At 72.1% G+C, this 20,428-nt stretch carries 21 protein-coding genes; 14 read left to right on the top strand and 7 right to left on the bottom strand.

Features of this window, described 5'->3' with window-relative positions:
- The first annotated feature begins 29 nt into the window (after nt 1-29).
- Nucleotides 30-923: a hypothetical protein gene (locus tag ABFX50_RS05860; RefSeq protein WP_346143907.1), complete on the top strand. Its 894-nt coding sequence runs from the start codon at nt 30-32 to the stop codon at nt 921-923.
- Nucleotides 924-941: 18 nt separating this feature from the next.
- Nucleotides 942-1,106, top strand: a complete 165-nt coding sequence (locus tag ABFX50_RS05865) for a hypothetical protein (RefSeq protein WP_346143909.1) — start codon at nt 942-944, stop codon at nt 1,104-1,106.
- On the opposite strand, the gene ABFX50_RS05870 is transcribed toward ABFX50_RS05865, so the two are convergent.
- From ABFX50_RS05870 to ABFX50_RS05880, 3 genes are read right to left on the bottom strand one after another with little or no spacing between them, the layout of a single operon-like run.
- Complete coding sequence (locus ABFX50_RS05870; RefSeq protein ID WP_346143911.1) at nt 1,073-1,822, bottom strand: hypothetical protein; 750 nt, start codon at nt 1,820-1,822, stop codon at nt 1,073-1,075. The two genes, ABFX50_RS05865 and ABFX50_RS05870, sit on opposite strands and share 34 nt — an antisense overlap.
- 43 nt (nt 1,823-1,865) lie before the next feature.
- Complete coding sequence (locus ABFX50_RS05875) at nt 1,866-2,807, bottom strand: M56 family metallopeptidase (protein ID WP_346143913.1); 942 nt, start codon at nt 2,805-2,807, stop codon at nt 1,866-1,868.
- Entirely contained in the window at nt 2,804-3,178 is a 375-nt protein-coding gene (locus ABFX50_RS05880; RefSeq protein ID WP_183645379.1) for a BlaI/MecI/CopY family transcriptional regulator, read from the bottom strand. The genes ABFX50_RS05875 and ABFX50_RS05880 overlap by 4 nt, the downstream gene beginning before the upstream one ends.
- A 37-nt stretch (nt 3,179-3,215) precedes the next feature.
- Between ABFX50_RS05880 and ABFX50_RS05885 the strand changes: the two genes are divergently transcribed.
- On the top strand, nt 3,216-3,809 hold the full coding sequence (locus tag ABFX50_RS05885; protein WP_346143916.1) for a transglutaminase domain-containing protein: 594 nt from the start codon (nt 3,216-3,218) through the stop codon (nt 3,807-3,809).
- On the opposite strand, the gene ABFX50_RS05890 is transcribed toward ABFX50_RS05885, so the two are convergent.
- Nucleotides 3,802-4,491 (bottom strand): FCD domain-containing protein, encoded by a 690-nt coding sequence (locus ABFX50_RS05890; protein ID WP_221241001.1) that lies wholly within the window; start codon nt 4,489-4,491, stop codon nt 3,802-3,804. The genes ABFX50_RS05885 and ABFX50_RS05890 overlap by 8 nt on opposite strands.
- Nucleotides 4,492-4,606: 115 nt before the next feature.
- Between ABFX50_RS05890 and ABFX50_RS05895 the strand changes: the two genes are divergently transcribed.
- From ABFX50_RS05895 to ABFX50_RS05915, 5 genes are read left to right on the top strand one after another with little or no spacing between them, the layout of a single operon-like run.
- The gene (locus tag ABFX50_RS05895) at nt 4,607-6,211 is read left to right on the top strand and encodes an ABC transporter substrate-binding protein (protein ID WP_346143918.1); all 1,605 of its coding nucleotides are present in this window, start codon (nt 4,607-4,609) and stop codon (nt 6,209-6,211) included.
- Entirely contained in the window at nt 6,208-7,167 is a 960-nt protein-coding gene (locus ABFX50_RS05900; RefSeq protein ID WP_346143919.1) for an ABC transporter permease, read from the top strand. Before ABFX50_RS05895 ends, ABFX50_RS05900 begins: the two co-directional genes overlap by 4 nt.
- On the top strand, nt 7,167-9,062 hold the full coding sequence (locus ABFX50_RS05905) for a dipeptide/oligopeptide/nickel ABC transporter permease/ATP-binding protein (protein ID WP_346143921.1): 1,896 nt from the start codon (nt 7,167-7,169) through the stop codon (nt 9,060-9,062). The genes ABFX50_RS05900 and ABFX50_RS05905 overlap by 1 nt, the downstream gene beginning before the upstream one ends.
- Entirely contained in the window at nt 9,059-10,048 is a 990-nt protein-coding gene (locus ABFX50_RS05910; RefSeq protein WP_346143922.1) for an oligopeptide/dipeptide ABC transporter ATP-binding protein, read from the top strand. The genes ABFX50_RS05905 and ABFX50_RS05910 overlap by 4 nt, the downstream gene beginning before the upstream one ends.
- On the top strand, nt 10,045-10,950 hold the full coding sequence (locus tag ABFX50_RS05915; RefSeq protein ID WP_346143924.1) for a dihydrodipicolinate synthase family protein: 906 nt from the start codon (nt 10,045-10,047) through the stop codon (nt 10,948-10,950). The genes ABFX50_RS05910 and ABFX50_RS05915 overlap by 4 nt, the downstream gene beginning before the upstream one ends.
- Nucleotides 10,951-10,991: 41 nt before the next feature.
- Here ABFX50_RS05915 and ABFX50_RS05920 read toward each other — a convergent pair whose 3' ends face one another.
- Both ABFX50_RS05920 and ABFX50_RS05925 read right to left on the bottom strand, forming a co-directional pair.
- A complete protein-coding gene (locus ABFX50_RS05920) occupies nt 10,992-12,056 on the bottom strand; it encodes an FUSC family protein (protein WP_346143926.1) in 1,065 nt (354 codons plus the stop codon).
- 74 nt (nt 12,057-12,130) lie between these two features.
- On the bottom strand, nt 12,131-13,801 hold the full coding sequence (locus ABFX50_RS05925) for an efflux RND transporter periplasmic adaptor subunit (RefSeq protein ID WP_346143928.1): 1,671 nt from the start codon (nt 13,799-13,801) through the stop codon (nt 12,131-12,133).
- A 148-nt stretch (nt 13,802-13,949) separates the two neighbouring features.
- Between ABFX50_RS05925 and ABFX50_RS05930 the strand changes: the two genes are divergently transcribed.
- From ABFX50_RS05930 to ABFX50_RS05955, 6 genes are read left to right on the top strand one after another with little or no spacing between them, the layout of a single operon-like run.
- Nucleotides 13,950-15,047, top strand: coding sequence for an efflux RND transporter periplasmic adaptor subunit (locus tag ABFX50_RS05930; RefSeq protein ID WP_346143930.1), 1,098 nt, complete (start codon nt 13,950-13,952; stop codon nt 15,045-15,047).
- The gene (locus ABFX50_RS05935) at nt 15,044-15,778 is read left to right on the top strand and encodes an ABC transporter ATP-binding protein (RefSeq protein ID WP_346143932.1); all 735 of its coding nucleotides are present in this window, start codon (nt 15,044-15,046) and stop codon (nt 15,776-15,778) included. The genes ABFX50_RS05930 and ABFX50_RS05935 overlap by 4 nt, the downstream gene beginning before the upstream one ends.
- A complete protein-coding gene (locus tag ABFX50_RS05940; RefSeq protein WP_346143934.1) occupies nt 15,775-17,007 on the top strand; it encodes an ABC transporter permease in 1,233 nt (410 codons plus the stop codon). Before ABFX50_RS05935 ends, ABFX50_RS05940 begins: the two co-directional genes overlap by 4 nt.
- Before the next feature lie 10 nt (nt 17,008-17,017).
- Complete coding sequence (locus ABFX50_RS05945) at nt 17,018-17,542, top strand: single stranded DNA-binding domain-containing protein (protein ID WP_346143936.1); 525 nt, start codon at nt 17,018-17,020, stop codon at nt 17,540-17,542.
- Entirely contained in the window at nt 17,529-18,230 is a 702-nt protein-coding gene (locus ABFX50_RS05950; protein ID WP_183645369.1) for a response regulator transcription factor, read from the top strand. The genes ABFX50_RS05945 and ABFX50_RS05950 overlap by 14 nt, the downstream gene beginning before the upstream one ends.
- Nucleotides 18,227-19,672 carry a sensor histidine kinase gene (locus ABFX50_RS05955; protein WP_346143938.1) on the top strand — a complete coding sequence of 482 codons (1,446 nt, stop codon included), beginning with the start codon at nt 18,227-18,229 and terminating at the stop codon, nt 19,670-19,672. Before ABFX50_RS05950 ends, ABFX50_RS05955 begins: the two co-directional genes overlap by 4 nt.
- On the opposite strand, the gene ABFX50_RS05960 is transcribed toward ABFX50_RS05955, so the two are convergent.
- Entirely contained in the window at nt 19,633-20,358 is a 726-nt protein-coding gene (locus ABFX50_RS05960) for a FadR/GntR family transcriptional regulator (protein ID WP_183645368.1), read from the bottom strand. The genes ABFX50_RS05955 and ABFX50_RS05960 overlap by 40 nt on opposite strands.
- Between the last annotated feature and the right edge of the window lie 70 nt (nt 20,359-20,428).

The raw sequence follows: 20,428 nt of genomic DNA on the forward strand, positions 1-20,428 counted from the left end.
GCCGGGGATCTCCAGCGAAGGAGTACCCGATGAGGAAGGCGCTGATCCTCGCCGTCACGCTGCTCGTGCTGGGCGGCGGCGCGCTGTTCTACGCGGTGCGCGCCGCCAGGGTGGCCCCCGCGCAGGAGGCCGCCTTCGACCTGGCCAGGCCGGGCCAGATCGTGGTGAGGGACCACGCGAGCGGCTTCGTGCGCGGCAGCCGTACCCGGTGCGAGCGGTTCGCCACCGCGGCGGGAACGGGGGTCTGCCTGGTCACCGAGGTCGCCAAGACCTACGCCCTCGTGGTCGACAGGAGCATGAAGCAGACCAGGCGCCTGCACATCGCGGGGATCCCGAGCCGCGCCAGGGTCTCGCCCACGGGGCGGATGATCTCGTGGACGGTCTTCGTGACCGGCGACTCCTACAACAAGGGCGGCTTCTCCACCTGGACCGGCATTCTCGACAACCGCACCGGTTACGCGATCACCAACATGGAGGAGATCCCGCTGACCAAGGACGGCCGCCGCTACCACTCGGCCGACGTCAACTACTGGGGCGTCACCTTCGCCGGCGACGACAACCGCTTCTACGCCACCGTCTCCACCCGGGGCAAGACCTATCTCGTGGAAGGTGACTACGGCAGGTGGCAGGCGCGGGTGCTGCGCGAGAACGCCGAGTGCCCCTCGCTCTCCCCGGACGGCAGGCGGTTGGTGTTCAAGAAGCTCATGCCGGGAGGGCGGTGGCGGCTGCACGGCCTTGACCTGGCGAGCATGAAGGAGACCCCGCTCGCCGAGCCGGCCCACGTCGACGACCAGGCCGCCTGGCTCGACGACCGCACCGTCATGTACGCCAAGGGCCCCGACGTGTGGGCGGTGCCGGCCGACGGCACGGGCGCCCCCCGCCTGCTGGTCGCGAACGCCTCATCGCCGACCGCCGTCCGCTGACCGGAGTACATTCGCCCCATGCGCTCGGTGCTCGTGCTCCTGGCGGTCGTGATGGTGGCGGGCTGCTCGGGCGCGGTGGCGACCGAGCAGCCGCCGCTCGGCGCGGACGGCTGCCCGACGGCATGGCCGGCCCGGCACGAGCAGGGTCGCTACGAGCTCAGACCGCTCAGCACCGTGCGGTAGGCGGCGATCCTGTCCTGCCTGGTGTCCAGGCAGCAGCTGGCGCACAGCGTCTTCTCGGCCGAGGTGTAGTAGAGGCAGCAGGTGTCGCGCAGGTAGAACAGGCCCTCACGCTCGCCCTCTCGCAGCCGCACCACCGTGCCGAGCCGGTCGAGCCCGCCACCCGCCGCCGCCATGAACCGGTGGTAGGCCGCCTCCAGCAGGTCGACGTCGCCGCCGCGCAGGCTGGCCGAGCAGAACGCCGCCGCGCAGCCGTACGCGATGCCGCCGTGGAGCTGCCGCAGCCCCGCCCTCGTGCGCGAGCGCAGGGCGTCGGCCAGCGGCAGCAGGTGCTCCTCCAGCACCCACGCGACCAGCGTCTCCACCGGACCCTCGATCGCGGACGGCTGCCGCAAGCCCACCGCCTCGAACCCGTGGTGCTCCGACAGGCGGATGGCGACGTTCGAGGGGCGCATGTCCAGGAGCACGCCCTCCAACGCCCACGCCAGCAGCGCCGCCGTGGTGACCCTGCCGGCGTAGACGGCGATGACGGTCAGCGCGGTGGCGTGGTCGGAGACCTGGCCGCTGGCGTGCCGCTCCGCCTCCAGGACGCGGGTGAGCTCAGGCGAGCCGGGGTCGAGCAGGCGCGAGCAGTCGATCCAGTCGTCGTGGGCGATCAGGCCGCGCTCGAGCCGGTAACGCTCGCCGAAGGCGTCGAGCCTGGCGAACACGTCGTGCATGTGAATCCTTCGTCGAGACGGAGCTACGACGAAGGATCGTAGTTCACAGCAGGGTGAGCGCGTGACAGTGGTGGGCGATGAACGCGCTCATCGCGGGCGCGGCGGCCACGACGGCGGGCCCGCCGAGCAGCAGCGCCACGGTGGCCAGGCCCGCCAGCCGCTCGCCCCTGGCCAGCGGCGCGGCGGGGCCCAGCATGCGGCGCACCCTGGTGAGCGCGCTCTGGCCGCCGGCGCCCATCACGAACGCGGGCACCCTGCCCGTGGCCAGGCCCACCAGCGCGGCGGCGATCTGCGCGCGCGGATGGCGGCGGGCGGCCACGTCGTCGGCGCGCAACTCGATCAGGCGCGCCACCTCCCGCCTGGCCACGTCGAACAGCGGGACGAAGGGGAAGGCGCGGGCGAACGCCTCGCCGGCCGCCAGCACCAGATGGTGCCTGCCGCGCACGTGCGCCCGTTCGTGCGCCAGCACCGCCGCCACCTGGGACGCGCTGAGCGAGCGGAGCGCCGCGGTGGTGATCACGGTCTTGGCGGCGCGCCCCGGCAGGCAGTAGACCAGCGGCTCGGCGTAGTCGACGACGATCGCGCCCAGCGCGCTGTCGGGACGGCCCAGCAGGGCGAGCATGGCGGCGTGCCTGCCCCGCTCCCTCCTGGCCCGCACCAGCACCGCGGTCAGGCTCGCCGCCAGCCGCGTCAGCGTGACTGCGCAGGCGCCGAGCGCCGCCCACGCGGACGCCCCCGGCCCTTCGGCCAGCATCATGGTGCACAGCTCGAACAGGCGGGCGAGCCCGTGGCCGACGGCGTCGGCGGGCACGGTGGCGGTCAGCACGGCCAGCAGCGCGGAGCCGACGACGGAGGCGCAGGCCGACAGCCACATGGCGATCGCGAGCCGCGGCGCCCGCTCGGCCCAGCGCGCCGCCGACAGCGGGCGCGCCAGCAGCGCGCAGGCGACGACGGTGTAGACGGCGAGGATGAGGGCGTCGGTCACTCCTGACGGCCCTTCGGCGGGTAGACGCGCAGCGCCGACTCCAGGGCGGCGGCCTCCTCGGGGCTCAGCCGCTCGAGGAAGTGGACGAGCGTGGCGGCCTGGTTGCCGCCGCTGGCCAGCGTCTCGCGCATGAGGCCCGCGGTGTAGGCCTCCTTGCTGCTGACGGTCTCGTAGACGTAGGCCTTGCCGACGGGGTGACGGCGCAGCAGGCCCTTCTTGTGGAGCTTGTCCATCACCGTCATGACCGTGGTGTAGGCGATCTCGCGCTCGCGCCTCAGGTCTTCGAGCACGTCACGCACGGAGGCGGGGCGGCGGTAGGACCACATCCTGTCCATGATCGTGGATTCGAGGTCACCCAGAGCGCGCACCATGGGCTCATGCTACCTGCGATCGTAGGACAATCGAGGGGTGAAGACCCTCGAGGCCACCCCCATCCTCGACTGGGGCCACCCCCTGGTCGCCCGGCTCGCCGCCCAGGCGCGGGGCGCCGATGACAGGGCGAGGCTGATCGCGGCCCACCGCCTCATCGCCGCCGGGCTGAGGCCCGTCTACGCGCTCAACGAGTTCAGGCCGGTGTCCAGGACGCTCGCGCTGGGCAGGGGCTCGTGCAGCCAGCGCCTTGCCGTCCTGGAAGCCGTGGCCCGGGCAGGCGGCATCGCCACCAGGGTCAAGGGACTGCGCGTGGACGGCGGGTTCTGGCACGCGCGCTTCCCGCTGCTGCGCCCGCTCATCCCGCGCAGAGTGCTGCTGGCCTGGCCGGAGTTCCTCCTGGAGGGGCGGTGGGTGCCGGTGTCGGAGGTGTACGAGTGCCTGGACGACTGCCGTCCCTTCACCAACAGCGGCGCCGAGACCCTGTTCGAGGCGGTCGGCAGGACGAGCGTGGACCTGTCGGCGTGGGTGCTGGAGGACCTCGGGTACTTCACCAGCAGGGACGAGCTGTTCCGCCGCTTCTACCGGCTGCATCCGCGCGGGTGTGTGATGGGCGCGGGCTTGGCTAGGTGAGCCTGGCCAGGCGGTTGCGGACCCCCTCGAAGTGGGCGTGGACGGCCGCGACCGCCGCCGCCCTGTCGCCCGCCGCGACCGCGGTGTAGATGTCGCGGTGGCGCCTGGCCAGGTCGGCGGGCGACTCGTCCGGTGCGCCCAGATGGTCGCGCAGCTGGTGGTAGACGTCCCAGAACGCGCCGAGCAGCTGCCCCACCAGCGGATTGCCCAGCGGCCTGTAGAGCACGTCGTGGAAGAGCCTGTCGGTCTCGGGGGAGATGATCCCCACCTCGGCCTCGGCGCTCATCCTCGCCATCACCTCGGCCACGGGCGAAAGGTCGGCCTCGCCGCCCAGGTCGATGAGGCGCTCGACCAGCCCGGCCTCGAGCACCTCGCGGATCTCGACGAGGTGGCCGAGCTGGCGCGGGCCGTCGTCGTGCATCCTGATGCGGCTGTGGAAGGCGAGCTCGTCGACCAGGCCGTTGAGCGACATGCGGCCCACGAACATGCCGAAGCCGTGGCGGATGTCGACGATGCCGACCGCCTGCAGCGCCTTGAGCGCCTCACGCACGGAGTTGCGGCTGGCGCCCAGCTCCTCCATGAGCTCGGTCTCGGTGGGCAGCGGATCGCCCGCCGCGAGCCTGCGGCTCAGGATGATCTCCTTGACGGCCTGCTGGACCTCGACCGCACGGCTCAGTCTCACGCGTGCATCCTAGGAAACATTGGCGAAACCTTCTCTTGACCGGAACCTTCATGGAGCCTAACCTCCACTTTACCTTATTGGTAGGACGTCCCACGTCCTAGGAGAGGAGACGCCCATGTCCAGGTTGAGCCGTCGCGACTTCCTTCGCTACAGCGGGGCGACCGGCGCCGCGGCGTTCATCGCGACCACGGTCGCGGCCTGCTCCGGCGGTCCCGCCTCGACGGGATCGGTGGGCGCGGGCTCCGACACCGACCTGATCACCGCCGTCATCGGCTACGGCAACGACGGCAGCTGGGACCCCACGCAGACGGCCTCCGCCTTCGCCATGGCCGCCAACAACCACATCTACGAGGGCCTGCTGGAGACCGATCCGATCACCAGGGAGCCCTATCCCGCGCTGGCGACCGCGCTGCCGTCCGACGTGAACGCCACGCGCTGGACCTTCACCCTCAGGCAGGGCGCCACCTGGCACGACGGGAAGCCCGTCACGGCCGACGACGTGGTCTTCACCTTCCAGCGCATCCTCGACCCCGAGGCCAACGTGCTGACCGGCTCGTTCTTCAGGCCGTTCCTTGAGGAGGTGAAGAAGGTCGACGACCGCACGGTCGAGCTGGTCTTCAAGTTCCCCTTCCCCGACGCGGCGCCGAGACTGTCGATCGCCAAGATCATGCCGAAGCACGTCTTCTCCCAGCCCGGAGCGTGGGACGCCGCCAAGGGCGGCAAGGCCGTCGGCTCGGGGCCCTACCGGCAGACCGCGCACAACCCGAAGTCGAACACCACCTTCGAGGCCTACGCCGGATACAACGGGCCCAGGCCCGCCACGGCCAAGAAGATGAACTGGCTGACCATCGTCGACGCCTCGGCCAGGGTCGCCAAGATCTCGGGCGCGTCGGCGGAGGCGCAGATCGCCGACAACGTCCCATACGCCAACATCGAGCAGCTCAGGCAGCAGGGCCTGACCGTCGAGGGCGGCAAGGGCATGAACCACATGTTCCTGATGTTCAACACCGCCACCAAACCCTTCGACGACGTCCGCGTACGGCAGGCGCTCCACTACGCCATCGACAAACGCAAGATGATCGAGGTGGCGCTCAAGGGCCACGGCAGCGCCTCCAGCTCCTTCCTCAACGAGCAGCACCCCGACCACCGGCGGGCCGCCACCGTCTACGACCACGACCCCGCCAAGGCCAAGGCGCTGCTGGCGGAGGCGGGCGTGAAGGACCTGTCGATCAACCTGATGTCGGTCAACGTGAGCTGGATCGTCGACTGCCTGCCGACCATCGCCGCCTCGTGGGAGGCCATCGGCGTCAAGACCACCCTGGAGCCGCAGGAGACCACCGCCGTCTTCACCAAGATGGACCAGTCGCAGGACTACCAGGTCGTCGCCGCAGCCTCCAACCCCAACCAGTTCGGCATGGACGCCGACCTGATCCTGCACTACAACTACGTGCCGGGCGGCGTGTGGATGAAGTACACCAAGTGGGCCGAGAGCGACGACGCCAAGAAGCTGTTCGCGCTCATGGACCAGGCGACGAGGGAGCTCGACCAGGCCAAGCGGCGCGAACTGATCCACTCCTACCTCGACGTCATCGCCGAGCAGGCCGTGCTCTACCCGGTCGTCCACACCGAGCTCATGACCGCGTGGGACCCGAAGAAGCTCTCGGGCATCAGGGCGCAGGCCTACCCCGGCATCAGCCTGCTGCAGGCCAGGCGGGCATGACCGTCGTCCTGCGGATGCTGGCGCGGCGCGTCCTCATCCTGGTCCCGCTGCTGCTCGGCGTGATCGCGTTCGTCTTCGTCGTGATGCGCTTCTCCAACAACAAGCCGGAGTACGCCTACTTCCAGGGCGCCAACCCGACCGCCGAGCAGATCCGCCAGTTCCAGCTGGAGAACGGCCTGCTCGACCCGCTGCCGCTGCGCTACATGCGCTTCGTCGGCGACCTGGTCCAGGGTGACCTCGGCACCAGCGTGCTCACCAAGAAGCCGGTGCTGGAGTCGGTCGTCACCGCGCTGCCGCTCACCCTGCAGCTCACCTTCCTCGGTCTCGGCGTCGCGATCGTGCTCGCGCTGGTCTTCGGCGTCACCGGCGCGCTGTTCCGCGACCGCTGGCCCGACCAGGTCATCCGCATGGTGTCGCTGATCGGCGTGGCCGCCCCCGCCTTCTGGCTGGCGCTGCTGATGATCCAGTGGCTGTCGGTGGGGGAGGGCCTCTTCCCGACCGGCGGTTACATCAACCCCGCCGACTCCCTGCCGGGATGGCTGCGCTCGATGACGCTGCCCGCCCTGTCGCTGTCGCTGCCGGTGGCCGCCCAGCTGACCAGGATCATCCGCACCTCGATGGTGGAGGAGCTCGACCGCGACTACGTGCGCACCGCGATCGGCAGCGGCCTGCCTCCCGTCGTGGTCGTCGGCCGCAACGTGCTGCGCAACGCGCTGATCAACCCGTTGACCGTGCTCGGCCTGCGCATCGGCTACCTGATCGGCGGCGCGGTGGTCATCGAGCAGATCTACGGCCTGCCCGGCATGGGCCAGCTCATGATCAACGCGGTGCGCGACGGAGACCCCGCGGTCGTCCAGGGCGTCGTGCTGACCATCGCGGTCGGCTTCATGGTCGTCAACCTGGCCGTGGACGTCCTCTACCTGCTGGTCAACCCCAGGCTCAGGAGCGCGGGCTGATGAGAAACGGACTCACCGAACGGCTGTCCCGCCCCGGCGTCGCCTTCCGCAGGCTCTCACCGCTGTCGTGGGCCGCCCTGGGCGTGCTCGCACTGGTCGTCCTGGCCGCGGTGCTCGCGCCCTGGCTGGCGCCGCACTCGCCGTACTTCCAGCAGGCCGCGGGAGGCGGGCCCTCGGCGGCGCACTGGATGGGCCTCGACAGCGCCAACCGCGACATCCTGTCCAGGCTTCTGCACGGCGCGCGCTGGTCGCTCCTCATCGGGCTGGGCGCGACCGCCCTGGCCCTGGTGGCGGGGGCGATCATCGGAGCCTTCGCCGCCACCTCCCGCAAGGCCGTCGACGAGACCGTGATGCGGATCCTCGACGTGATCATGGCCTTCCCCGGCATCGCGCTGGCCGCGGTCCTGGTGGCGGTCTTCGGCGGCAGCATCCCCGTGCTGGTGATGGCGATCGCCTTCCTGTACATGCCGTCGGTGGCCAGGGTGGTGCGGGCCAACGTGCTCGCCCAGTACGGCGAGGACTACGTCGCGGCTGAGCGGATCATCGGGGCGCGCACGCCGTACATCCTGATCAGGCACGTCGCGGTCAACTGCGCCGCGCCCGTGCTGGTGTTCTGCACGGTCATGGTCGCCGACGCGATCGTCTTCGAGGCGTCGCTGTCGTTCATCGGAGCGGGCGTGCGCCCGCCCAACCCCTCGTGGGGCAGCGTCATCGCCGACGGCAAGAACCTCGTGCTGCTCGGCGGCTGGTGGGCGACGGTCTTCCCCGGGCTGCTGATCCTCCTGACCGTGCTCGCGCTCAACATCCTCTCCGAGGGCGTCTCGGACGCGTGGGCCGCTCCTGGCGCCCGCGCGCGGCCGTCCACGAGGAAGGCGTTCGAGCAGGCCGCCCCTGGCGAGCTCACCGCGCTGCCCGGCCTGGCCGAGGCGGCCAGGCGTCTGGCCGAACGGGCCCGACCGCTGCCGACCGGCGAGCCGATCCTCCGGGTCACCGGGCTGAGGATCACCTTCGACGAGGTCGACATCGTCGACGGCATCTCGCTGGAGGTACGGCCAGGCGAGGTGCTCGGCCTGGTCGGTGAGTCGGGCTGCGGCAAGTCCCTGACCGCGCTGACCATCATGGGCCTGCAGCCGCGCGAGGCGAAGGTCGCCGGATCGCTGCTGTTCGAGGGCCGCGACCTGCTGACGCTCTCCAGAGGCGCCAGGCGGCGGCTCATGGGCCACGAGATGGCGATGATCTACCAGGACGCGCTCTCCTCGCTCAACCCCGCGATGACCATCAGGTCCCAGCTCAAGCAGGTCGTGCGGCGGGGCGGCACCCGCAGCCCCGCCGAGCTGCTCGAACTCGTCGGGCTCGACCCGCCGCGCACGCTGTCGGCCTACCCGCACGAGCTGTCGGGGGGCCAGCGCCAGCGGGTGCTGATCGCGATGGCGCTCTCCCGCGACCCCAAGCTGATCATCGCCGACGAGCCGACCACCGCCCTCGACGTCACCGTCCAGGCACAGGTGATCGAGCTGCTGCTGCGCCTGCGCGCCGAGCTGGGCTTCGCGCTCGTGCTGGTCTCCCACGACCTCGCGCTGGTCGCCGACGTCACCGACAGGGTCGCCGTCATGTACGGCGGGCAGATCGTCGAGACCGGCCCCACGGCCGCGCTGGTCGGCAACCCGCGCCACCACTACGCGCGCGGCCTGCTGGGCTCGGTCCTGTCGCTGGAGGCGGGGGCCGAGCGGCTCACCCAGATCCGGGGCGTCGTCCCCTCGCCCGCCGACTTCCCCGCGGGGTGCAGGTTCGCCGACCGCTGCCCGATGGCCACCGAGGTGTGCCACACCGACGCTCCCGCGCTCCTCGAAGGGGTGGCCTGCCACCATCCCGCGAAGGTGGAGGTACCCGCATGATCTCCCTGACCGACGTGCACGTGGTGCACAAAGCCCGCACGGGCGGGCTGTTCTCCCGCGACCGGGTCCATGCGCTCACCGGCGCCGACCTGACCGTGTCGGCGGGGGAGACCGTCGGCGTGGTGGGGGAGTCGGGGTGCGGCAAGTCCACGCTGGCCAAGGTGCTGGTCGGCCTGCAGCGGCCGACCTCGGGCACGCTCTCCTTCCACGGGCAGGACGTGTGGGCGATGCCCGAGTCGCGCCGCCGCCCGCTGCTCGGCGCCAGCGTCGGCATGGTCTTCCAGGACCCCTCGACCGCGCTCAACAGGCGGCTGCCGATCAGGCAGATCCTGCGCGACCCGCTCACCGTCCACGGACGGCCAGGCAGGGACGCCAGGGTCGCCGAGCTGCTCGACCTGGTCGGCCTGCCCGCCTCCAGCGCCGACCTCCTGCCGGGCCAGCTGTCGGGAGGGCAGCGGCAGCGGGTGGCCATCGCCAGGGCGCTCGCCCTGGAACCGGCCCTCCTGATCGCCGACGAGCCCACCAGCGCGCTCGACGTCTCGGTCCGCGCCCAGATCCTCAACCTGCTGCTGGACCTGAAGGAAAGGCTCGGCCTGGCGATGGTCTTCGTCTCGCACGACATCCAGACCGTCAGGCGGATGAGCGACAGGGTCGTCACCATGTACCTCGGGCGGATCGTCGAGGAGACGCCGGCGCTCGCCGTCCCCCATCGGGCACGGCACCCCTACACGCGCGCGCTGTTCTCCGCGACGCCGGGGCTGCTGTCGCCGATCAACCCGATCCCGCTGGGCGGGGCGGTTCCCTCGGCCACCCGCCCGCCCAGCGGCTGCCCCTTCCGCACGCGCTGCTGGAAGGCCGACGCCCGATGCGCGTCGTCGATGCCCGAGCCGACCGGCACGGGCGGGCACCTGTTCCGCTGTCACCACCCGGTGCCCGAAGGGGCCACCGATGTCGAACTGATCAACCAAGCGATGGAGAGCTCGTGAAGCTGACCGGCGTGATCCCTCCGGTGTGCACCCCCTTGACACCCTCCTTCGACGTGGACGGGCCGTCGCTGACCCGGCTGGTCGACCACCTGATGGACGGCGGCGTCGACGGTCTGTTCGTGCTCGGCTCCTCCTCCGAGGCCGCCTACCTGCCCGACGGGCATCGCAGGGCCGTGCTGGACACCGTGGTGGAGCACGTGGCGGGACAGGTGCCGGTGCTGGCCGGCGTGATCGACATGACCACGCTCAGGGTGCTCGACCACGTGCGCGCGGCGGTCGCGGCGGGCGTGGACGGCATCGTGGCCACCGCGCCGTTCTACGCGCGCACCCATCCGGCGGAGATCGCCCTCCATTTCCGGACGATCGCCGAGGTGGCGGGGCTGCCGGTCTACGCCTACGACCTTCCGGTCTCCGTGCACACCAAGCTCGGCCGCGACCTGCTGCTGGAGCTGGCCTCGTCAGGGGTGCTGGCGGGGGTGAAGGACTCCAGCGGCGACGACGGCGGGCTGCGCTCGCTCATCCTTTCGCGGCCTTCGTCCTTCAGCGTGCTCACAGGCTCGGAGGTCACCGTGGACTGCGCGCTGTGGATGGGCGCCGACGGGGTCGTTCCTGGGCTGGGGAACGTGGACCCCCACGGCTACGCGCGCCTGTTCGCCGCGGCGAGGGCGGGGGACTGGGCGGCGGCGAAGGACGAGCAGGAGCGGCTGATCAACCTGTTCGAGCTGGTGACGGTGGGGCTGCCGAGGATGGGCGGCGGGTCGTCCGCGCTCGGCGCCTTCAAGGCGGCGCTGCACCTGCGCGGAGTCATCGACCATCCCACGACGGCCGTGCCGCAGATCCCGCTGAACGAGGAGGAGACCAGGCGGGTGGGCAAGCACCTCGCCGACGCCGGCCTCCTGTGACGTCCGCTCCCGCGCCCTCCGGCCGGCCGGCCGGTCAGTCGTCAGTCTTCCAGGGGCGGGAGGGAGGCGGCGGCGCTCTCGCGGTCGGCGCCCGTGGCCTGGAACAGGTCCACGATGATCGAGCGGAGCTGGGCCGTCATCACGTCGGCGGAGAACCCCGTCCTGTCGCCGGTCTGCGCGGCGGCCACGGCGGCGATCGCCTCCCTGGCGCCCGCCGGCTCACTGCCGGAGGCGAGCTCGTCACGCAGGAGCAGCACGGCCGCCGACAGCTGCCGGAGGGCGGGCGCCAGCCCCACGGGGACGCTCGCGCCCTGGTCGAGGGCGACGAGGGCGCGGCGGGCCAGCACCCTGGTGTTGCGCAGCGCGTGGTCGACGGGCCTGGCGGCGTTCTCGTACCTCAGCAGCAGCAGGCGGCGGTGACGGCGGCGCACCGGCGAGATGGTGGCGATCTCCCTGCCCGTCTGCAGCGCCTCGGAGAACTGCTCGACGGCGCCCTGCGTGCCCCTGGCCTCCTCCAGCGCCTCGGCGGCCAGCTCGGGGTCGGCGCGCTCGACGGCCAGCGCCGTGCCGTCGAGCGCCGCGGCCAGGGCCTCGAACACCGCCGAGGCGTGCCTGCGGACGACGGCGGCCGGGCTTGCCGGCATGAGCGCGAAGGCGGCGATGCCGAGGACGCCGCCGAGCAGGGCGTCCACCATCCGGTCGAGGCCGCCGGTGCCCGAGGGCGGCAGCAGGGTGGCCACCAGCACCGCCGACGAGCCCGCCTGCAGGACGATCAGCGTCCCCCTGTCCAGGAAGACCGCCACCACCATGGCCAGCGCGACCACCAGCGCGATCTGCCAGGCGCCCGAGCCGATCTGGGAGACCAGCAGGTCGCCCACCCCGACGCCGAGCCCCACCCCGACCACGAGCTCGGCCACCCTGCGCAGCCGCGCGCCCAGGCCCACGCCGACGCACAACACCACGGCGATGGGCGCGAAGAACGGGCGCGGATGGCCGAGCAGGTCCTTGGCCACCAGCCATGCCAGAGCCGCGGCGACCGCGCACTGCCCGATCGAGGGAGCCATGAGGCGGAGCCGGTCGAGCCGTCCCCGCAGGTCGAATGTCACGGCGTCAGCATGCCCGCAAAAGATGACAAACCTGTGTCCAGGCAGAAAGCTGCCAGCGAGCTGAGCGTTGGCTGTCAGCCCTCGGGCCAGCTGCCGTCGGGGAACCCGCCGCTTCCGACCTGCCCGACCACGACCCTGTCGCCGGCCGTCAGCCCCTCCTTGACCTGCACGTACTGGTCGCCGCGCACCCCGGTCGTGACCCGCTGCTCCTTCTCACCCGACCCGGTTCGCACGGTCACCGTCGCGGTGCCGTCCTTGCCGGTCTTGACGGCCTGGGCGGGAACGTAGAGCGCGTCGTCGGCCTCGCCCGTGGTCACGGTGACGGTCGCGGTCTGCCCGAGCAGGAGGTCCTTCGGCGGGTCGTCGAAGGTGATCGTCACGGCGTAGCGCACCAGGCGTCCCGTGGTCGTGGCGGTGGGGGCGAGGTGGGTGACGGTCCCGGAGTACCGCTCGCCCTGGCGGGTGGCCAGTGTGATGGCGGCCTGCTGGCCGAGGCGGAGGCTGTTGACGTCCGACTCGGTGAACAGCGCTTGGACCTGCAGCTCGTCCAGGTCGCCGAGAGTGATGAAGGCGCCGGTGCCCGCGGTGTCGCCCTTCGCCCCCGCCACCGACAGCACGGTGCCCGAGGCGGGGGCGACGATCCTGGTGCCTCTGACGGCGTCGGCGGCCTGCTCCATGGCGGCCTGCGCCTTGGCGAGGCCGGATTCGGCCTGCTCCTCACTCATGCCGCAGGGCGTCTCGGACCGGCCCTCGCGCCGGGAGTCGGCCCGGGCCCCCGGGGTCGTCCTGCCGCTCGGGCCCGCGCTCGGCCTGCCGTCGGGGGTGGCGGTGGGCTTGCCGCTGGCGGCGCCGGTCGGCCTGCCGCTCGGGGTCGTGGAGCGGGTTCCCGCAGGGGTGGGGCTCACGGCAGGGCCGGCGGTGCGGCTCGAGGTGGGGCTGGGCCGCGCGCTGGGCCAGGCGTCCGGCCTGCCGGTGGCCGCCGGATCGGCGCCCGGCTCCATGCCAGGCTCTGGGCCCGGATCCGTGTTCGGATCTGTGCCCGGATCCGAGCCCGGCTCGGTGGTCGGCCTTCCTGACTGGCTCCTCGAAGGCGAGGGGGTGGCGGTGACGGTGGCCGTCACCGTCGCCGTGGCGGTCACCGTGACGGAGGGCGCGGGCTCGGTCACCGTGACCGTCACGGTGGGCGCCGGCCGCTCGAATCCCGTGGGCGCAGGCGAGCCACCCGGACGCGCGACCGGGTCGGGCGAGGGTGTGAACCCCGCCCACGCCACCCTCGCCACAGACGCCCCGCCCGCGGCCGAGGAGCCCGCCGTCCCCGGCGAACCGGCCGCCTGCGCGGACCCTGCGGCGCCCGACGAGGTGTCCGAGGGCGCGCAGTCGGTCGCCTGGGCCTGCTCCAGCGCGTCCTGCGCCGCGGCGACGTCCGCCTTGGCGGCGGTGTAGGCCTCCATGGCGGCCGCCGAGTCGATCCTGGCCAGCACCTGCCCCTTGCGCACCCGGTCGCCCGCCTTCACCGACAGCGCCGTGACCTTCCCCTGCGCGCCGAACGACAGGTCGCGGCTGGAGCCGTCGCTGGTGTTGCCCGCCGCCGAGACCGCCGCCGTCACCGTGCCGCGCTGGGCGGCCGCCAGCAGTACGGTGGCCTGGGGTGCGGGCTCGTCGGCCAGCGCGAACAGCACGCCGGTGCCCACCAGCGCGGCCGCGGCCACGGCCAGGACGCCCGTGCGAACATACGTCGGTCTCATGGCGGCCCATCCTGGCGTGCCAGGTTCGGAGAAGGCTGCCGGGAACCTGGAGGTTGCCTGAGCGCGCGGGGCGAAAGGCGCGGCCTCTCAGCAAACACCCAGGCTTCGTGAGGCTGGAGCCAAGGATGGTGTGCGAGGGTCACGGCCTGTGAAGCTGTCGACCAGGCGCAGGGGCCTGATAACGAACGGGATCCTCGCGGTCGCGTTGCTGGGCGGGGCCGGGTTCGCCTACTCCGCGCTGGGAGCGGGCGGGTCCTCGGCCGACGCCGTCGTGCGCACGGTCACCGCGACGAGAGGCACGGTCACCGCCTCCGTGACCGCCTCGGGCGCCGTGGAGAGCGCCCTGTCACGCTCGCTGGCGTTCGGCTCCACCGGCACCGTGGACAGGATCTACGTCAAGGTGGGCGACAAGGTCGCCAAGGGCGAGATCCTCGCCAGGCTCGACGACGACGCCGCCAGGGAGACCCTCGCCTCGGCCGCGGCCTCCTACGGGGCCGCCGTCGACGACGGCACCTCCACCACCGCGCTCTACGCCGCCTACGTCAAGGCGCGCAACGCCTACAGGGCGGCCCTGCGCGAGGTCGAGGGCACCGTCCTGAAAGCCCCCTTCGCGGGGACGGTCACCGCGCTCAACGGCGCCGAAGGTGGCTCCTCCAACGGCTCGAGCGGCGGCTCCGACGCCTCGACCGGTCAGAGCGCGGCCACCGGCTTCATCGGGCTGGCCGACACGGGCAGGCTCAAGCTGGTCGGCGCCTTCACCGAGTCGGACGTCACCAAGCTCAAGGTCGGCACGCCCGCCTCCGTCAGCTTCGACGCGCTGTCGGGCGTCACCGCCACCGGCAAGATCACCCAGATCGAGCCCGTGGCGGCCACCAGCGACAACGTCGTGCAGTACCCGGTGACGATCTCTCTCACGGAGGTGCCCGACCAGGTCAGGCTCGGCCAGACCGCCACCGTCGAGGTCGTCACCGGCACGGCGGAGAACGTGGTGACCGTGCCCTCCTCCGCCGTCACCACCGCCGGCGGCCAGAGCACCGTGACCCTCCTGAAGGACGGCCGGCAGGTCCGCACCCCGGTGGAGGTCGGGGTGAAGGGCACGGCCACCACCGAGATCAGGTCGGGCGTCGCCGAGGGCGACCTGCTCGTCCCGCCCGCGGCCACGGGCACCTCCGACCAGCAACAGCGGCAGCCGAACAGGTTCCCCGGCGGCGGGATCACCGGCGGCATCCCGGGCGGCGGCCGATGAGCCCGCCCGTGCTCCGGGTGGAGAACCTGGTCAAGACCTACGGCGAGGGCGACGCCCAGGTCCGCGCGCTGCGCGGGGTCAGCCTCGACGTGGAGCGCGGCGACTACGTGGCCATCATGGGCGCGTCGGGCTCGGGCAAGTCCACGCTGATGAACATCCTCGGCTGCCTCGACATCCCCAGCGGCGGCCGCTACCTCATCGACGGCACCGACGTCGGCGCCCTGGACGAACACCAGCTCGCGATCCTGCGCAACCGCAAGATCGGCTTCGTCTTCCAGTCGTTCAACCTCATTCCGAGGATGAGCGCGCTGGCCAACGTGGAGCTGCCGCTCACCTACGGCGGCGTCGGCGTGGCCGAGCGCAGGTCGCGCGCCCTGGCCGCCCTGGAGCGGGTGGGCCTGGCCGATCGCGTCCACCACGACCCGAACGAGCTGTCGGGAGGGCAGCAGCAGCGCGTGGCGGTGGCCAGGGCGCTGGTGACCGCCCCTTCGCTGCTGCTGGCCGACGAGCCGACGGGCAACCTCGACACTGCCTCCACCCGCGAGGTGCTGGACATCATGGACCAGCTCAGCGAGGCGGGCAGAACCATCGTGATCATCACGCACGAGGACGACGTGGCCACGCACGCCAAGCGGGTCGTCAGGCTCGTGGACGGCGAGATCATCGAAGACCGCCGCCAGTCCCCCGCGGACGGCACGGAGCAGGCGCCGAGCGGGGTGCGGGCCAGGTGAACCAGCTGGAGATCCTCCGTTTCGCCCTGCGCGGCCTGGCGGCCAACAAACTGCGCAGCGCGCTGACCACGCTCGGCATCCTCATCGGCGTCGCCGCGGTCATCCTCCTGGTCGCCGTCGGCGAGGGCTCCTCGCAGAGCATCCAGCAGAACATCCAGCGGCTCGGCTCCAACACGCTGACCATCTCTCCTTCCTTCTCCGGAGGCGGCGGCGGCCCCGGCGGGGGACAGGGCTCGGCCGGGCCGCGCACGCAGGCCAGGCAGCTCACCGTGCAGGACGCCAGGGCGCTGACCGAGCTGTCCTCGATCAAGAGCGTCTCGCCGGTGGTGACCTCGAACGCGGTCGCCGCCGTCCACGAGGGCGCGAGCCACTCGATCGCCCAGCTGGTCGGCACCTACCCCAGCTACTTCGAGGCGATGAACAAGCCGGTCACCTCGGGCACGTACTTCGTCAACGACGACGTCCGCGCCGCCAGGAAGGTCATGGTGATCGGCAGGACGGTCGCCGAGGCGCTGTTCGGCCGGGCCGACCCCGTCGGCAGGTCGGTGAGCGTGTCAGGGGTGCCCTTCACCGTGGTCGGCGTGCTGAAGGAGTCGGGCTCGAGCGGCATGCAGGACGGCGACGACCTGGCGATCGCGCCGCTGCCGGCCGTCCAGCAGAGCCTGACCGGGTTCGGCTCGCTGGGCTCGATCGTGGTGCAGGCCACCTCGGCCGCGGCGACGGAGACGGCGCAGGCGGAGGTCACCACGGTGCTCAACCAGCGGCACGGCGTCACCTCCGCCACCGAGGCCGACTACCGCATCCTCAACCAGGCCACGTTGCAGGAGACGGTCAGCGCGGCGACCGGCACGTTCACCGTGCTGCTCGGCGCGGTCGCGGCCATCTCGCTGCTGGTGGGCGGCATCGGGATCACCAACATCATGCTCGTCACCGTCACCGAGCGGACCAGGGAGATCGGCATCCGCAAGGCGATCGGCGCGCCGAGGAGCGCGATTCTCGGCCAGTTCCTGCTGGAGGCCACGCTGCTCAGCCTGGTCGGCGGCCTGTCGGGGGTGCTGGTCGCCTTCGTGGGCACCCGCTTCACGATCGCGGGGATCGAGCCCGTGCTGGTGCCGTCCTCGGTCGTGCTCGCGCTGGGCGTCTCGGTCGGCATCGGGCTGTTCTTCGGCAGCTATCCGGCCAACAGGGCCGCCAAGCTCCGCCCCATCCAGGCGTTGCGCCATGAGTAAGGAGAACGTCGTGCTCGATCAGTCACCGTTCGAGGAGCAGTTCCAGGCCCGGCCCAGGCCGCGGGCCTCGAAGCTCACGCTCGGGCTCGGCGCGGGGCTCGTGCTGGTGGTGGGGGTGATCATCGGCATCCAGGCCCAGAAGACGCTGGGCGCGCCCGTCTCGGCCGCGGGTCTCGCGGGCCTCGCGGGTCAGCCAGGGGCCAGGCTGGGGTACGGCGGGCAACCGGCCGCGGGCCAGGGGCGCCAGGGGCAGCAGGGCCAGCCTGGGCAGCAGGGACAGCGGGGTATGCTCGGCGGCGCCACCGTGGGCACGGTCGAGAAGGTCGACAAGGACAAGGTGATCCTGAAGGCCGCGGACGGCTCGTCCATCACCGTGAAGACGACGGCCGAGACGGCCGTGCGCGTCACCAAGGAGGGCGAGGTCGCCGATCTGGTGGCAGGCACCACGGTTGTGGTCCAGGGAGACAAGGGCGAGGACGGCTCGGTGAACGCCACCTCCATCAGCCAGGGAGGCGGCACGGGTGCCAGGCGATAGACCGCCCGAGGCCAGGCTGCTGGTCGTCGACGACGAGCCGAACATCAGGGAGCTGCTGTCGGCCAGCCTCCGCCTGGCCGGATTCGAGGTCGAGGCGGCGGCGGACGGCAGGCAGGCCCTGCGCCTGTCCGAGGAGTCCAGGCCCGACCTGGTGATCCTCGACGTGATGCTGCCCGATCTGGACGGCTTCGCCATCGCCGACCGGCTGCGGGCCGGCGGCAGGCGGGTGCCCGTGCTCTTCCTCACCGCCCGCGACGCCCACGACGACAAGGTGGCGGGGCTGCGGGTCGGCGACGACTACGTGACCAAGCCGTTCAGCCTCGACGAGGTGCTGGCCAGGATCAGGGCGGTGCTGCGCCGTACGAGGGGTGGGGAGGCGGCGCCGTCCCGGCTGGAGGTGGGTGACCTGGAGCTGGACGAGGAGGCGCACCAGGTGCGCAAGGCGGGCGTGCCCGTGTCGCTGTCGCCGACGGAGTTCAAGCTCCTGCACTACTTCATGCTCAACGCGGGCAGGGTGCTGTCGAAGGCGCAGATCCTCGACCATGTCTGGTCGCACGACTACGACGGTGACGCGGGCGTCGTGGAGTCCTACGTCTCCTACCTGCGTCGCAAGCTCGACAGGGGCGAGCCTCGGCTGCTGCACACGCTGCGCGGCGTCGGCTACGTCCTGCGAGAGCCCCGCCGGTGAAGGCGCTGCCGCTGTGGCTGAGGCTGGTCTCCACCACCCTGCTGCTGGTCACCCTGGCGATCACGCTGACCGGTGGGTTCGCCGTGCAGTTGCTGCGCGGCTATCTCGTCGAGCGGGTCGACCAGCAGCTGACGGCGGCAGGCAGGCCCATGAGCCTCGGCGAGGGCCCGCGGCCCGAGCCGCCCAGGCCGCTGCGGCTGCCTGGCCTGTTCCACATGGTGCTGCTCGACGACGGGGGTGAGGTGGTCAGGACCGTCGCCGAGTCGATCGACGTCGACCGGCCCGACCTGCCGAGGCTGACCTCCGAGCAGGCGGCGGGCATGGCGGGCAGGCCCTTCAGCGTGGGCTCGCTCCAGCCCGGCGGTCCCGAGTGGCGGGCCGTCGCGGTGGGCGGTCCCGAAAGGACGACCAGGATCGTGGCGATCAGCCTGGCCGACATCGACCGCACCGTCTCCCGCCTCGTGGTGATCGTCGCGGGCGTGGGCGGCGGCGTGCTCGTGGTCCTGGGGCTGGCCTGCTACTGGCTCGTACGGCGCAGCCTGCGCCCCCTCGGCGAGATCGAGGCGACGGCCGTCGCGATCGCAGGGGGAGATCTGTCCCGACGGGTGCCGCAGCTGCACCACCGTACCGAGGTGGGCAGGCTGGGGCGCGCGCTCAACGGGATGCTGGCCCAGATCGAGAGGGCGGTCAGGGAGCGGGAGGCGGCGGCCGACACGGCGGGGCGCTCGGCGGAGCTGATGCGCAGGTTCGTCGCCGACGCCTCGCACGAGCTGCGCACCCCGCTGACCTCGATCAGGGGGTTCGCCGAGCTGTTCAGGCAGGGCGCGCCCGACCTCGACAGGACCACCTGGCTGATGGACCGCATCGAGAACAGGGCCGCGCACATGGGTCTGCTCGTCGACGACCTGCTGCTGCTGGCCAGGCTCGACCAGCGCCGCCCGCTCGGCCGGCGCCCCGTGGACCTGCTGAGCCTGGCGGCGGGCGCCGTCATCGACGCCAGGACCCTCGCTCCCGACCGCCAGGTCACGTTCGAGCGGCTGGACGGCGGCGAGGGGGAGGTCGTCGTGCTCGGCGACGAGGGACGGCTCACCCAGGTGGTCGGCAACCTGGTCGGCAACGCGCTCAGGCACACCCCCGAGGGCACGCCCTTCACGGTCGGTGTGGGCCTGTCGGGCGGGCAGGCCGTGGTGCAGGTCGCCGACCAGGGGCCGGGGCTGCCGCCCGGCGCGGCCGAGAGGGTCTTCGAGCGCTTCTACCGCGCCGACCCCGCGCGCGGGGCCGACTCGGGCGGCACGGGTCTCGGCCTGTCGATCGCCGCCGCGCTGGTCGAGGCGCACGGCGGCACGATCAGCGCCGCCTCCCCTCCCGTCAGGGGCGCGGTCTTCGTGGTCAGGCTGCCCGCCTACTCCAGGAGCTCGTCGAGCGCGCCTTCCGGCAGATAGGGCGAGTAGAAGTCGCTCAGCGCCTGGCGGGCCAGCCTGGCCGCCAGCGGGCCGTCGCCGGCCCTGACCGCGGCCAGCGCCTCCTCGTGGTGGGCGATGCTGCGGCTGCGCAGCTCGGGAGCCCTGATCTTGTCGGCGATCAGGTTCAGCACGATGGAGCGCACCACGTCGCTGCAGATCAGGATGAGCTTGTTGCCACTGGCCCGCGCCACCGCGTCGTGGAAGTCCACGTCCGCCGCGCCGAAGGCCTCCTCGCCCTCGGCGGCCCGCATCCGCGCGATCGCCGCGTCCATGTCGGCCAGCTGCGAGGGGGTGTGGAGCCTGGCGGCGAGCAGGTAGGCGGCGCCCTCCAGCACCATCCTGAACTGCACGAGCTCGGCCAGCGACAGCTCGTCGACCCTGGCCAGCGTCGTCATCGACTTGTGCAGCGCGGCGGGGGTGAAGGGCAGCACCTCCGCGCCGTTCGGATCGCCAGGCCTGGAGCGCACCATCCCGCGCGCCTGCAGGACCCGCAGCGCCTCACGCACCGTGGAACGGCTCACCGAGAACTGCACCATCAGGTCGCGCTCGCTCGGCAGCCGCTCGCCAGGGCGCAGCTCACCGCTCTCGACGGCCTGCTCGATCTGCTCGACGATGCGCTCGTAAGCACGGACAGTCCGTACAGGTTGGAACCGAGGTCCGCCCATCACGCCCCCTCTTGACCGGAAAGTCCTGGGCTGGCAGTGTGCGTAGCCTACTGGTCAGACCAGTGCACTA

The sequence above is a fragment of the Nonomuraea recticatena genome, assembly GCF_039533245.1.
GTDB classification, from domain to species: domain Bacteria; phylum Actinomycetota; class Actinomycetes; order Streptosporangiales; family Streptosporangiaceae; genus Nonomuraea; species Nonomuraea roseola.

Bases quoted from the DNA above. Each gene is read 5' to 3' on its own strand.
- ABFX50_RS05900 (WP_346143919.1), top strand. From the start codon at position 6,208: ATGACCGTCGTCCTGCGGATGCTGGCGCGGCGCGTCCTCATCCTGGTC.
- ABFX50_RS05870 (WP_346143911.1), bottom strand. From the start codon at position 1,822: ATGCACGACGTGTTCGCCAGGCTCGACGCCTTCGGCGAGCGTTACCGG.
- ABFX50_RS05935 (WP_346143932.1), top strand. From the start codon at position 15,044: ATGAGCCCGCCCGTGCTCCGGGTGGAGAACCTGGTCAAGACCTACGGC.
- ABFX50_RS05925 (WP_346143928.1), bottom strand. From the start codon at position 13,801: ATGAGACCGACGTATGTTCGCACGGGCGTCCTGGCCGTGGCCGCGGCC.
- ABFX50_RS05905 (WP_346143921.1), top strand. From the start codon at position 7,167: ATGAGAAACGGACTCACCGAACGGCTGTCCCGCCCCGGCGTCGCCTTC.
- ABFX50_RS05880 (WP_183645379.1), bottom strand. From the start codon at position 3,178: ATGGTGCGCGCTCTGGGTGACCTCGAATCCACGATCATGGACAGGATG.
- ABFX50_RS05860 (WP_346143907.1), top strand. From the start codon at position 30: ATGAGGAAGGCGCTGATCCTCGCCGTCACGCTGCTCGTGCTGGGCGGC.
- ABFX50_RS05895 (WP_346143918.1), top strand. From the start codon at position 4,607: ATGTCCAGGTTGAGCCGTCGCGACTTCCTTCGCTACAGCGGGGCGACC.
- ABFX50_RS05960 (WP_183645368.1), bottom strand. From the start codon at position 20,358: ATGGGCGGACCTCGGTTCCAACCTGTACGGACTGTCCGTGCTTACGAG.
- ABFX50_RS05865 (WP_346143909.1), top strand. From the start codon at position 942: ATGCGCTCGGTGCTCGTGCTCCTGGCGGTCGTGATGGTGGCGGGCTGC.
- ABFX50_RS05910 (WP_346143922.1), top strand. From the start codon at position 9,059: ATGATCTCCCTGACCGACGTGCACGTGGTGCACAAAGCCCGCACGGGC.